This window comes from Streptomyces sp. NPDC040405 (genome assembly GCF_055595765.1).
Genome location: NZ_JBVIVI010000013.1, coordinates 1 through 13,147, shown reverse-complemented (window position 1 = coordinate 13,147; position 13,147 = coordinate 1). Strand labels below are relative to the sequence as shown.

Annotated in this window: 9 protein-coding genes; 3 read left to right on the top strand and 6 right to left on the bottom strand. The window is 69.0% G+C overall.

The annotated features are described in order from the left end of the window. Positions 1-333: 333 nt before the first annotated feature. Positions 334-4,302: a type VII secretion protein EccCa gene (eccCa, locus tag ACZ59A_RS37130; protein WP_470968168.1), complete on the top strand. Its 3,969-nt coding sequence runs from the start codon at positions 334-336 to the stop codon at positions 4,300-4,302. Positions 4,303-4,353: 51 nt separating this feature from the next. Here the strand turns inward: eccCa and ACZ59A_RS37125 are convergent, their stop codons facing one another. The 4 genes from ACZ59A_RS37125 to ACZ59A_RS37110 form a co-directional block, all read right to left on the bottom strand. After that, entirely contained in the window at positions 4,354-5,871 is a 1,518-nt protein-coding gene (locus ACZ59A_RS37125; RefSeq protein ID WP_470968166.1) for a sensor histidine kinase, read from the bottom strand. Further along, the gene (locus ACZ59A_RS37120) at positions 5,868-6,593 is read right to left on the bottom strand and encodes a response regulator transcription factor (RefSeq protein ID WP_470968163.1); all 726 of its coding nucleotides are present in this window, start codon (positions 6,591-6,593) and stop codon (positions 5,868-5,870) included. The genes ACZ59A_RS37125 and ACZ59A_RS37120 overlap by 4 nt, the downstream gene beginning before the upstream one ends. Before the next feature lie 67 nt (positions 6,594-6,660). Next, positions 6,661-7,890, bottom strand: a complete 1,230-nt coding sequence (locus ACZ59A_RS37115) for an ROK family transcriptional regulator (RefSeq protein ID WP_470968161.1) — start codon at positions 7,888-7,890, stop codon at positions 6,661-6,663. Between the two features lie 34 nt (positions 7,891-7,924). After that, positions 7,925-9,463 carry a sulfatase family protein gene (locus tag ACZ59A_RS37110; RefSeq protein WP_470968158.1) on the bottom strand — a complete coding sequence of 513 codons (1,539 nt, stop codon included), beginning with the start codon at positions 9,461-9,463 and terminating at the stop codon, positions 7,925-7,927. A 321-nt stretch (positions 9,464-9,784) separates the two neighbouring features. On the opposite strand from ACZ59A_RS37110, the gene ACZ59A_RS37105 reads away from it, so the two are divergent. Continuing rightward, complete coding sequence (locus tag ACZ59A_RS37105; RefSeq protein WP_470968155.1) at positions 9,785-10,249, top strand: hypothetical protein; 465 nt, start codon at positions 9,785-9,787, stop codon at positions 10,247-10,249. Between the two features lie 203 nt (positions 10,250-10,452). Here ACZ59A_RS37105 and ACZ59A_RS37100 read toward each other — a convergent pair whose 3' ends face one another. Together ACZ59A_RS37100 and ACZ59A_RS37095 are read right to left on the bottom strand one after the other, a co-directional pair. Beyond that, positions 10,453-11,490: a methyltransferase gene (locus ACZ59A_RS37100; RefSeq protein ID WP_470968494.1), complete on the bottom strand. Its 1,038-nt coding sequence runs from the start codon at positions 11,488-11,490 to the stop codon at positions 10,453-10,455. Positions 11,491-11,607: 117 nt separating this feature from the next. Continuing rightward, positions 11,608-11,931, bottom strand: a complete 324-nt coding sequence (locus ACZ59A_RS37095; protein ID WP_470968153.1) for a hypothetical protein — start codon at positions 11,929-11,931, stop codon at positions 11,608-11,610. 299 nt (positions 11,932-12,230) lie between these two features. Between ACZ59A_RS37095 and ACZ59A_RS37090 the strand changes: the two genes are divergently transcribed. After that, positions 12,231-12,944, top strand: a complete 714-nt coding sequence (locus ACZ59A_RS37090; RefSeq protein ID WP_470968151.1) for a GntR family transcriptional regulator — start codon at positions 12,231-12,233, stop codon at positions 12,942-12,944. Positions 12,945-13,147 lie beyond the last annotated feature (203 nt).

Genomic DNA, 13,147 nt, shown 5'->3' with positions numbered 1-13,147 from the left:
GTCGCGGCCGTCCAACGTGAACCGTAGAGACGGATCGTAGACTCTTCTTCACCGGTCCGGGTTGCTGCCCCGGTCCGTGTTCACCGCCGCTGCCGGCCCTCGAGGCCGCGCCACCCATCGCTGTTCAGGCTGCTCCGCCTGCGAATCCGGCTCGTACCCGACTCGCACACGACCCGTGACACCAGGCCGTGACATCAGGCCATGCCATCAGGCCCTGACGTTGCATCACGTCCCGTGCACGGCACCCAACGCCGGCAGATACGCGGCAACCCGGACCCCGGAAAATATCAGCACCTCCGGGGCAGCACACCCGTTCCGAAGGAGACCGCCCACGTGAGTACCGTCCTGTTCCGCAGGTCCGCGCGCCGCCGCGGCCCGGACATGCCCGAAGGAGAGCTGAGTCTCCAGGAACCGCCCACGCTGGCGGAGATGACACCCGACAGCTCGGCCGTGTGGAACTACCTGCCCATGGCGATGATGTCGGCGTCGATGATGCTGATGTTCATGAGGCCGGGTTCCAAGGGCCCCTTCATGTACCTGGCGCTGGGGATGATGCTGATCTCCTCCGTGGCCATGATCCTGGGGCAGTTCATGCGCCGCGCCGGCGAACGCAAGCAGCGGCTGAAGGGCGAGCGGCGCGACTATCTGCGCTACCTGCGGCAGACCCGCAAGAAGGTGCGGGCGGCCGTCGTGGAGCAGCAACGGGCGCTGCTGTGGCGCCACCCGGCGCCGGGCGCGCTGTGGTCCCTGGTGGGCACCACCCGGCTGTGGGAGCGGCGTCCGCAGGACGCGGACTTCGCTGAGGTACGGGTGGCGGTCGGCGACCAGAAGCTGGGGCTGCGGCTGGCTCCGCTGTCCACCAAGCCGGTGGAGGACCTGGAACCGCTGACCGCGCACGCGCTGCGCAGTTTCATCCGCGCGTACTCCTCCGTGCCGGACCAGCCGATCGCGGTGTACCTGCGGACCTGGTCACGGGTGCTGTTCCGGGGCGATACGGAGCGGGTCCGGGAGCTGGCCCGGGCGGTGCTGGTCCAGTTGGCGGTGGTGCACTCGCCCGAGGACCTGTGGATCGCGGTGGTCACGGCGGACGAGCGGCGCGCGGAGTGGGATTGGGTGAAGTGGCTGCCGCACAATCTCCATACGCAGGAGAGTGACGGCGCGGGTTCCGTGCGGATGGTGGTGCCGTCCGTGAACGAGCTGGATGATCTGCTGGGTGGGGAGTTCCACGAGCGGCCGCCGTTCGATCCGGACGGGGTACCGGGCCGCGAGGAGCCGTACACGGTGATCGTGCTGGACGGGGCCGCGCCGCCCGGGGGACACCGCCTGGACGGGCCGGGCTACCGCAACGCCGTGGTGCTCGACCTCACCGGTGACCTCACATGGCGGCCGGGGCGGTCCACGCTGCGCTTCGAAGTCGCGGACGACGTGATGAGCCTGGTGCGTACGGACCGTGAGCGCAAGGAGCAGATGACCCCGCTCGGCCGCCCCGACCGGCTGAGCACGACCCTCGCCACGTCGCTGGCCAAGCGGCTCGCCCCGTACCGGATGGGGGCGGCCGACCGGTCCGCGGAGCCGCTGGCTACGGATGTGGAGCTGACCGCCCTGCTGGGGATCCCGGATCTGTACCGCCATGAGCCGCCCTCGTTGTGGTCCCGCCGCAGCGGGCCGGAGCGGCTGCGCGTGCCGATCGCGGTCGGCTCCGACGGGACGCCGGTGGAGCTGGACATCAAGGAGTCCGCGCAGGGCGGCACCGGGCCGCACGGCATGCTCATCGGGGCCACCGGCTCCGGCAAGAGCGAGCTGCTGCGCACCCTGGTGCTGTCGCTGGCACTGACCAATTCCTCCGAGACGCTCAACTTCGTCCTGGTGGACTTCAAGGGCGGTGCGACCTTCCTGGGTCTGGACGAGTTGCCGCACACCTCCGCGGTGATCACCAACCTGGCCGACGAGGTGGCGCTGGTCTCCCGGATGCAGGACGCCCTTCACGGTGAGCTGATGCGGCGCCAGGAGCTGCTGCGGGCGGCCGGCAACTACACCTCCGCGCTCGAATACGAGAAGGCACGGGCTGACGGGACGCCGCTGGCCCCGCTGCCGAGCCTGTTCGTCGTGGTCGACGAGTTCAGCGAACTCCTTGCTGCACACCGCGAGTTCATGGAGCTGTTCGTGATGATCGGACGGCTCGGGCGCAGCCTCGGCGTCCATCTGCTGCTCGCCTCGCAGCGGCTGGACGAGGGGCGGATGCACCAGCTGGAGAGCCATCTGTCGTACCGCATCGGGCTGCGCACCTTCTCCGCCATGGAGAGCCGCGGCGTGCTGGGCGTGCCGGACGCGTACGAGCTGCCGCCGACGCCGGGCAGCGGCTACCTCAAGACGGGTGTGGAGGCGCTGACCCGCTTCCGCGCCGCGTACGTCTCGGGCCCGTGCCGCCGGCGGGGCAGCTCCGCCGCCCATCAGGCGCGGGTGGCCAGCCAGGTCGTGCCGTGGACATCCGGCTGGATAGTGCCACGGCAGCTGCCCGAGACGCCCGGGAACGAGCCGGAGGCGCCGGAGGAAGAGAACAGCGCGTCGCTGCTGTCGGTGGCGGTGGACCGGATGCGGGACGCGGGGCCGCCCGCGCACCAGGTGTGGCTGCCGCCGCTGGACGCCCCGTCGCCGCTGGACGAGCTGCTGCCGCCCCTGGCGGCACATGGTGAGTACGGGTTCACCATCACGGATCTGCCCCGGCGCGGGCGGCTGTCGGTACCGGTCGGCATCATTGACCGGCCATTCGACCAGCGCCGGGACGAGCTGCGGGTGGATCTGTCGGGCGCCGGTGGCCATGTGGCCATCGCGGGTGGTCCGCAGAGCGGCAAGTCCACCCTGGTGCGGACGCTCATCACGGCTCTCGCCCTCACCCACACCCCGCGCGAGGTGCAGTTCTACTGCCTGGACTTCGGTGGCGGCACCCTCGCGGGGCTCACGGACCTGCCGCACGTCGGCGGCGTCGCGGCCCGGCTGGACAGCGAGCGGGTCGGCCGGGTGATGGCCGAGGTCTCGGCGGTGCTGGCGCACCGGGAGCGGTTCTTCCTGGAGAACGGCATCGACTCGATGGTGACGCTGCGGCGGCGTCGCGCGGCCGGCGAGTTCCCCGGGGAAGAGCACGGCGATGTCTTCCTCGTCGTCGACGGCTGGGCCACGGTCCGTCAGGACTACGACAAGCACCTCCCCACGTTCAATGCCCTCGCGGGCCGCGGACTGAACTACGGCATCCACCTGATCGTCACCACCGCGCGCTGGGTGGAGCTGTCGGCCGCGGTCCGCGACCAGGCCGGCACCCAGCTCGAACTGCGCATGGGCGACCCGATGGACTCCACCATCGACCCGCGCAAGGCGCGGGGCGTGCCACGCTCTCCCGGACGGGGACTGACCCGCGACTCGAAGCTGGACTACCTGACGGCGCTGCCCCGCGTCGACGGCGGGACCGGCGCCGAGGACCTGGCGGAAGGCATCGCGAGTCTGGTGTCGGATGTCCGTGAGCACTGGACGGGCCCGCCCGCTCCCCCGGTGCGGATGCTGCCGACCCTGCTTCCGGCCTCCGAGCTGCCGCCCGTCACCGGTGACCTGCGAGTGCCGCTCGGCATCGAGGAGGACCGGATGGACACGATCTGGCACGACTTCAGCTCCACCCCGCACATGATCGTCGTCGGGGACACCGAGAGCGGCAAGACCAACCTGCTGCGGCTGACCGCGAAGGCGCTCACGGAGCTGTACACGCCGGCCGAGGCGCGCATCATGGTGGTCGACTACCGCCGTGAACTGGTCGAGGCGGTCCCCGACGACTACCGGCTCGGGCACGCCGTCTCCGTCGACGCGCTCAGGGAACTGGTCGGGGGCGCGGCGCGCGCCGTCAAGGGGCGGGTGCCGGGCCCGGACATCACACCCGCGCGGATGCGGCAGTGCGACTGGTGGCAGGGGCCACGGCTGTTCGTCCTCGTCGACGACTACGACATGGTCGGTGGCGGCGGGCCACTCAACCAGCCGTTCGAGCCCTTGGCGGAGTTCCTCGCGCTGGGCTACGAGGTCGGCCTGCACATGGTCGTCGCCCGCTCCGCGGCGGGCGCGTCCCGGGGGCTCAACGACCCGCTGATGCGGCGGCTCCTGGAGGTCAACACCCCGGGGATCCTGCTGTCCTGCCCGCCGACCGAGGGCTTCCTCTTCGGGAACGTCAAGGGCCGCAACCTGCCTCCCGGACGCGGCCAGCGCATCGCCCGCCGCAAGAGCGTCCAGATCCAGGCGGCCCTGCTCGCCCCGGAGGGCACCTGAGCCGACGAACGGTCCGGACGCGGCCTGCCGCCGGGCCGCGTCCGGACCGCTTCAGCGGAGACGGATCGGGGGCTGTTGGACAGCGGTCGTACGGGGGTCCCGGCGCCCGGCGGTAACCGTCAGCCAGTCCCGGCGCACCAACGTCAGGGTGTCCCCCACAGCCGCCATGTCGGTGACCGGCAGCCATACCTCGAACCGTGCTCCGGAGTACCCGTCGGGGCGGTCCCGTACCGTGATGCTGCCCTGGTGCAAGGCGATCTGCTGGGCGACGAGCGTCAGGCCGAGGCCGGAACCGGGGCTGTTGGGGCCGCGCCGGAAGCGTTCGAAGATTTCCTCGCGCCGTTCGGCCGGAATGCCGGGCCCGTGATCGTCCACCGTGAGCACGGCAGCCGGACGGTCCTGATCGTGGGACGGGCGCAGCTCCACTTCGATACGCGCGTGGCCGTCCCCGGTGCGGCCGTGTGTCCAGGCGTTGGTCAGCAGGTTGCCCACGGCGGAGCGCAGCCCCTGCTCCCACGCGTGTACCAGCAGTCCCGAGGGGGCGCGTACGTACACCTCGGCGTCCGGGTGCGCGCGGCGCAGATCGGCCACCGATTGCTCCATCACCTCGGCCAGGTCCACAGGGGTGAACGCGTCCGCCTCGACCAGGTCGCCCTGGCCGAGTGTCTTGAGCATCGTCAGCAGCCCCAGCAGCCGGGTGTGTTCCTGCCCCAGATCCTCCAGCACCTCGGCGCGGTCGACGGGGTCGAGATCGGCATGCGCGGTGAGGATGTCGAGGTTGGTCCGCATGCTCATCAGGGGAGTGCGCAATTCGTGGGAGGCGGCCGTGGTGAACGAGCGAGCCGTGGCGAGTGCCTCGTTGGTGCGGGCCGCCTGTTCGTCGTAGCGGGCGAACACGGTCTGCACCGTATGGGCCAGGTCGTCGACTTCGGTGATACGGGTCGGCGTGTGCTCCAGGCGCGTGGTGCTGTTCCTGGGGTCCAGCCCGCTCGTCCGGCGCTGGAGTCGCCGCAGCGGCAGGACCGCCCGGGCGGAGATCGCCCAGGTGATGGCGCCGGCCGAGGGCGCCGCCAGCAGCGTGACCGTCACGACCCGCTTGCGCACCAAGGAGATCTCCGCCTGATAGGTGCTGTCCGGTGCGAAGAGCCAGAGATTCGGCGTGCTTTCCCGCCCCGCGGTGTAGACGCGTCGGGACAGAACGTGCCAGGTCTCGTCGCCGTCGTGCACGATGGCCGGCTGCAGTGCCCGGTCGGGCAGCCGGACGTCACCGTCGGGCTGCGGACCGTCCGAGATCGTGCCGTCCGGCGTGATCAGCCGGACCCCCACGTCCCGTGCGGAGTCCCTGAGCCGCCGCCGGGACTTCTCGACGATGACCGGCTGATCGTCTTCTTTGGCGTGCAGGTACCTGTTGGCGTTCGCGGAGACGGCCGTCGCGCGGGCGCTCAGTTGTGCGTCCTGGTGGGCGCGCAGATCATCGGCGACCAGGCTCAGCAGCAGCCAGCCGGTGGCCAGGACCAGCAGGGGGACGCTCACACCCACCGCGAGCGCGAGGCGTGTGGACAGCCTCACACCGCGCCTCCGGCCGACGGGTTCATGTGGCTCGGGCGCTCCTCGCGCAGGACGAAGCCGACCCCGCGAACGGTGTGCAGCGTCCGTGGGCGCCCCCCGGCTTCCAGCTTGCGCCTCAGATAGCTGACGAAGGTGTTCACCACATCCGTGCGCACCTGGAAGTCGTAGCCCCACACCCGGTCCATCAACTGGTCGCGGGTCAGCACGACGCCCGCGTTGCGGGCCAGGACCTCCAGCAGCTCGAATTCGCGCCGCGTCAGGTTCACCGGCCGCCCGTCCACGGAGGTTTCGCGGGTGGCCGGTTCGAGAGTCAGGCCACCGACCCGCACCCGGTCGACGGCGGTCGGCGGGCGACGGCGCAGCAGGGCGCGCAGGCGCAGTTCCAGCTCCCGCAGGGCAAACGGTTTGACCAGATAGTCGTCTCCCCCTGCTTGTAGCCCGGCGACCCGGTCGTCGACCTCGTCGAGAGCGGAGAGCATCAGCACCGGCACATCGTCGCCGGCCCCGCGCAAAGTGCGGCACACGTCGATACCGCTCATGTCGGGCATGCAGATGTCCAGCACGACGATGTCGGGGTGATCGGCCCGCACCACGTCCAGCGCGGCGTGGCCGCCGTCGGCCAGCGCCACTTCGTAACCGCTGAGCCGGAGCCCCCTTGACAGCGAGCGCCGGGTGGCATCGTCGTCGTCGGCCACGAGCACCCGTCCGGCCCTGCCGGTCATGCCTGCCTCCGCTCGATAGTCGGGTGGTTCCTGAGAGGCCCCCGAATCGGCGTCCAAGACCGTCATGCTACGCGGTTCTGGACGCCGTACGAACGCACGGAACCGCCGGTGCGGGCGGCACCGGCCGGCCCGTGGCAGCGGATTGCCGGTGCAGAAGGAGGGCGAGGGCGCCGAGAGCGGCGCCCACGTCGCCGAGCTTGGCCGGACGCACATGGAGCGGCATCCGCGAACCCCGGCAAGCCAGGTTCGCGTCCAGTTCGCGGCGCAGCGGATCCATCAGAGCCGCACCGGTTCCGGTCAGTTCACCGCCCAGAACGACAACACTGGGGCCGAAGGCGTTGCACAAGTCGGCCAGGGCCCTACCGACATGCGTACCGGCCCGTTCCAGCACCGAGTGCGCGGCCCGGTCGCCCGCCTCCAGCGCGGCCACCAGTTGCGGCACATCCGTGGCGGACTCGTGGGCGTCGAGCACGGACCCGATCGACGCCACGGTCTCCAGGCACCCCACGCGGCCACATGCGCAGGGCTCACCCCAGGGGTCGACGGTGATGTGGCCGAACTGTCCCGCCAGCCCATGGGCGCCACGGTGCAGCGTTCCGCCCACCACCAGGCCGCCCCCGACGCTGTGCGACAGGGACAGGTACAGGACGTCCTGCTCGTCGATGGCGGCGCCCCAGGTACGCTCGGCCAAGGTGGCCAGCCGTGTGTTGCTGTCGAGGCAGGCCGGGATGCCGAAGCTCTCGCTCACGAGTGCCGACACGGCCTCCGGGTGGATCGCGCCGGGTTCGTCGTCCGCCAGTGGGCCGACCGGGCCGGTCACCCCCACACCGACGCCGCTCAGGGCATCCAGCCGCAGCGTTCCGCCCGTCAGGGAGCGGGTCAGCCGTCGCGCGACGTCGAGCCGTTCCTCCCACGACGCGTCGGGAGCATGCGGCTCGATCGCACTGCTGATGTTCCCGTGCACCGTGGTCATCGCCGCCACCCGTACCGCCTGCCGTGCGAAGTCGATACCCAGCAGGTCGGCGGCACAGGGGTTCAACGACAGCTTCTCCGCCGGGCGGCCACGCCCGCGTCCGCCCACTCTCGGCACCGAGGCGCTCACGGCACCTCTGTCCATGAGTGCGCCGACCACGTCGTAGAGCGTGGTGCGGGACAGGCCGCACAGTTCCCCCAACTCGCCCCGGGTCAGCGAACCGTACTTGCGCAGAAGTCCCAGAATCAGATTCTCGTGCTTCCGCCGTGACTGCGGCGCACCGGTTGGCTGCCACGCCGTATCCATGGGCCGGGGGGATCGCATCACTTCTTTTGTCGCTGGCATCAGGTCGGCCGTTTCAGGAGTGGGTCCGGGACGCGGCCAGGCAGCTCTCCGAGCCCTCGCAGCGCTGAAGCGCCGTCAGGGTGCGGTGCAGCGAGGCGCGCTGGTCCGGGGAGAGGGACGAGGCCTTGTTGTTCATCTGGCCGGGGTCGGAACCCAGGTCGTAGAACTCGCGCTCCCCGTCGACGTACTCGACGTAGAGGGAGTCCGCGGTCCGCATCGCCGCGTACGTCGGCGGGTCGCCGCTGTCCTCGGACGCCGCATCGGGGTCGTCCTTCTTGGATGCCGAGTGATGGTGCTCGACCAGGACGGCCTCGCGCCAGTCGTCCTCCGGCCGGCCGCGCATCAGTCCGGTGAGGCTCTGCCCGTCCACGGTCGACGGGGGTTCCAGACCGGCGAGTTCGAGGAACGTCGGGTTGATGTCGACGTTCTCCGCGAACTGCGAAGCCTTTTCGCCAGCAGGCACGTCGGGACCGGTGACCATCATCGGCACCCGGACGTCGGTGTCATAGGCGGTCTGCTTCCCCGGGCGGAGCCGGTGCTCGCCCATGTGGAAGCCATTGTCCGACCCGAATACGAAGTAGGTGTCGTCCGTCAGGTGCTTCGCCTCCAGCGTGCTCTCCAGTCGGCCGATCATCCTGTCGACTGCCTGGACGGCACGCACTCGCTTGACGAACTTGCGATCTATCTCCTTCTCCTCCTTCGAGGTCAGCGGGGTGAGCCCGTTCTGCCACTTCGGCGCATCGCGGGTCGCCTTGTCGTAGGCGTCGGTCTGCGGGGCGGTGAGCTCGGGGAACTTGTCCTCGTCGCGCGGTGCGGGTGTGGACGGGCCGTGCGGTGCGAACGTCGCCACCTCCAGCACGAACGGCTTCTTCGCCTCAGCCGAGGAGCCCACGAACGACGTGGCCTTCTCCGACAGCACATCCGTCAGGTAGTCCTCGGGACGGTCGCCATAGGGCACGACCTTGCCATTCTCGTTGAGGTCGTAGTCGTACTCCTTGTAGCCGTCCCCGGCGACGTCCCACTCGTCCCAGCCGGAGGGGACGTACGGCTGGGACGTGCCGTTCTTGGCCTCGGGCCGGTATCCGTTCAGGTACTTCCCCATGAACCCGGTCCGGTAGCCGGCGCGTTGCAGTGCGGGGCCGAACGTCTTCCGCTCGTTGTCGTTTTTCATGAACGCGCCGTAGCCGCCGTCGTCCCCGTTGTTGGTGAAGACACCGGTGTTGTGCGGGTACTGGCCGGTGAGCAGGGACGTGCGAGAGGGACAGCACTGCGAGTCCGTGGCGAAGAAGTTCGTGAAGGTGGTCCCCTTCTCCTGCATCTGCCGCACGTGCGGCATGTACTTCACTAGGTTCCAGTCCAGGTCGTCGGTGAGGACGTACACGATGTTGGGCTTCTTCGCGGACCCCGAGGTGTCGTCGGCTGATGAGGCACCTTCTGCGGCGGTGTCCGCCACTTGCGAGCAAGAGGCGAGCAACACCGTGGCCAGGGTCGCGCACAACGCGGTGAGCGCCGGGCGTGAGTAGCGGTTGCCGAGCACGTGGCAAACCTCCATGAGTTGAGCGACTCCGGAGCCGGGACGGTAGGACACGACTGTGTGGGATTCATGTGATGCCGCACGGGCCGCCGGGGCGCCGAACCCGCGGTCGGCGTGTGGCAATTAATCCGACGGCGGCGGCCATTAGTCCGGGCACCACCCCGCAACCCGCGGATCACCTCGCCGCATCTACCCCATGGACAGCAGCGCGACGTCGGACGTAGAGCCGCCCACTCCCCTGCCGGGCGGGCCCACCGGGCCCCGCTCCCGGGGGACAACCGCCGCTGCCTCCGGTGTTACCCGCAGCACACACACTTGATCAACTACCAGGAGCCCATCGTGTCCATTCGCCATATGCAGAAGACCTTTCTGACCGGTGCTTCTCTGCTGACAGCCGGTCTGCTGATCTCCGCCTGCGGCCCGATCGAAATCTCCGGCGGGGGCAAGGACAAGAGCGGCTCGTCCTCGTCGAAGCGTCACGGGTCCAACTCCCGCGGTGCCGAACCCTCTTCGAGCGACAAGTCCAAGGGGAAGGTCATGGGCACGGTGAAGTACCTCGCACCGGGCAAGTACACCGTGACCACGGCCAAGAACGACACACAGGCCTTCTACCTCACCAAGGACACCAAGATCACCGGCTGGGGCACCATCTGCGGCGAACCCAACCAGCGCACCACCTGCAACGAAAAGCAGCTCGAGTCCTCCACCCAGACCAAGAAGGTCATAGCGCGCGTGAGGCTCGACGACGGCAAGGCCAGCGCCGTCACCGAACACAAGCCCGGCACGGCCGGTGACACTCGCTGACAACGCGGTGTCCGCGAGCCGCTGACGGCGGACACGCTGCCCAGCGCGGACGACGGGCCCTGGCCGTGAATGGCCAAGGCCCGTCGTCTGGTCGGGCGCGGTCCTCGGCGCCGCGCCCCCTGTCTTGGAACGATGCCCGCTTCCCGGCGCACGGTGCCGCGGAACGATCGCCCGTCGCGGATCACGTGGCGGCGGCTTCGCCGTCAGCGCAGGTGCGCCTCGATGAAGGAGCAGTCCTCCGGCGTGGGAACGATCCGGTCCAAGACGAACCCGGCGGTGGAGAACAGCTCCCGCCACTCGGCTTCGCTGCGTTCCTTGCCGGTGACCAGGGCCAGCATGGTCAGGTCGATCAGCTTGGTGGCATGCGGCTCGTCACCGGGCGGTACCACGCCCTCGATGACGACGAGCCGGGCGCCGGGCGCCGCGGCGCTCTTGATGGACTCGAGGATGCGCAGGCAGGATGCGTCGTCCCAGTCGTGCAGGACCGCAGCCATCACGTATATGTCGGCGGTTGGCACGGAGTCGAAGAAGTCACCCCCGACGACGTCGATGCGATCGGCCATCGCGACATCCTCGATCTGCTTCCGCGCGGCCGGAACGATCTCGGGCAGGTCGAAGAGGATTCCTCGACGCGCGGGGTCGGAACGCAGCAGGCGGGTGAGAATCGTGCCGTCGGCTCCCCCGATGTCGGCTACGACGCCGCCTGCGGGGAGACGGTAGTCATCGAACATCCGGTCGCGCAGTCCTTTGGCGAAGCCGGCCATTGCCCGGCTCTGCAACTCGGCCATTTCGGGCTTTGCGACGACCCAGTCGAAGAACGGCTGCCCGAGGTAGTACTCGGCCGCCGGTTCGCCGGTGCGGACGGTGTGGAGAAGCTCACTGAAAGGCAGGTAATGCGTCTCCATCCAGTACAGGGCGATGTCCCTGAGGGAGCCCGGATGCCGGGTGGACAGGGTGGCGCCGAGGGGCGTCAGCTCGACCGTATTCTCATCCGGCTGACAGAATACGCCGAGGGGAGCCAGACTCCGGACGACCCGGCGCAACAACTCGGACCGAACACCGCAATTCGCGGCGAGCTTGTCGATCGCCATTGCGCCACCGTCGAGCTGCGAGGCGATATCGAGCTTCGCGATCACGTACAGCGCTTGTGATGTCTGAAAGCCGCCGAGGAACTGGAGCATCTGACCGGACAGTGCTTCGCTCGGCGTGTCCGCGCCGACGGTATTTTGCGTTTCCACCATTTCTCCCACAGAGGACTCCCCTCCGGATTAAATCGGGGCACCTCGGAAAATTACGCCGCGAAGGACCGGCTTCGTGCGATGGATCCATCGCACGAAGCCGGCCAGGCGGGCTGGATATCAGAAGTTGAACTGGATCGTGCCGGACCGACCGAGGGGCTTGGTCGCGACGGCCAGCCAGTGCCCGTTGACCTTCTGGTAGCCCACTGCCTCATCGGGGGTCCGGCTGCGGAGCGACCCCTTCCAGCAATCGCCGGGGAAGATGATGGTCGACGCGAGTCCGTTGCGGTACGGGAACTCGATGTACTCCTGCTTCGAGGTGTGGTTGCACGACTTGATGGTCACCGTGCCGGCGGTGTCGGCGTTCGCCACCGCGGGAAAGGCCACGGACGCGAGCAGGCCCGCGGCGCTGACGCCCAGTGCTGCCTTGATGGTAGTGCGCATGTATCGATACCGCTTTCTCTTTGGGAATCGAAATGGTTCTGCGTGGCGTATTCGCCCAGGAACTCGAATCGAGTTGTCGGAAGCCAAGCAGATCGTCAATTAGTCCACAACACATCTGTGTTGTTCCGGATTAATGCCGTCATTCCCAATGGCTGTAGGCAGTGCCATCGATGCTCGTGCGTCGCGGGACGGCGAAGGGCGCGGAACCGCTGGTCGGGACGACAGGACTTGAACCTGCGACACCTTGCCCCCCAGAATCTGTATACAGAAGTGTGTGCGGCGGATCGACAAGGAGTTCCATGGCCCGGGCGACTGGCAAGAGCGAAGCGGTCTACGAGCGGCTCAAGGGCGACATCGAGTCGCTTCGGCTGCGGCCGGGGGCCAAGCTGGGCGAGATTCAGCTGGGTGAGGAGCTGGGCGCCTCGCGTACGCCGGTGCGGGAGGCCATCCGGCGCCTCGCCCAGGAGGGGCTGGTCGACTTCGTGCCGGGTGAGGTGGCCCGGGTTGCCGCCATCTCGCTGGGAGGTGTGCGCGCGCTGTTCGAGTTCCGGATGCTGCTGGAGCCCCGGGCCGTCACGGCGGTCGCGACGGCGGGGGCGTCGGATGAACGCGTGCTGGGTCCGTTCCGTGAGCTGCTGGAGCGGCTGGAGGAGTTCGACGCCTCGTTCCGCGCGCTGGACACCAACACGCAGACCCGGTCGTACCAGGAGTTCTACGAACTGACCGAGGGCTTCGACCAGGCAGTCATCGCGGCATGCCGCAATCCGTATCTCGCCCGCACCATCCGTGATCTGCGCAGCCAGACCGTGCGCCTGCGGAACATCTCGCACAGCGGGCCGCGGCGCATGCTGACGTCGCTGGAGGAGCACCGGGCGATGCTCAAGGCGATCACGCAGGGAGACGCCCGGGCGGCGAAGGCGGCCTGCCGGCACCACCTGGCGCAGACCCTGCAGGCGCTCATCGACAGCCTGACCAGCGAGGACCTGGCCTTCGGGGCCGACGTCCAGGTCTGACGTCCGCCTGGACGCCGCGGAAACCATCCACACTCACCCTGTCTTTAGTTTCCGCGGAGCATGTGCTGTATACATAACTGAATACAACAGTCGACGCGAGGACCGTCTTAGTACTGCAACGGTGCTTGTTCTGAGTGCTGGGCAGGTTTCAGGGGCTGTGTCTGCGGCGTTTGTAGTGACTGACGCGGGCTTGGTGCTGGCGT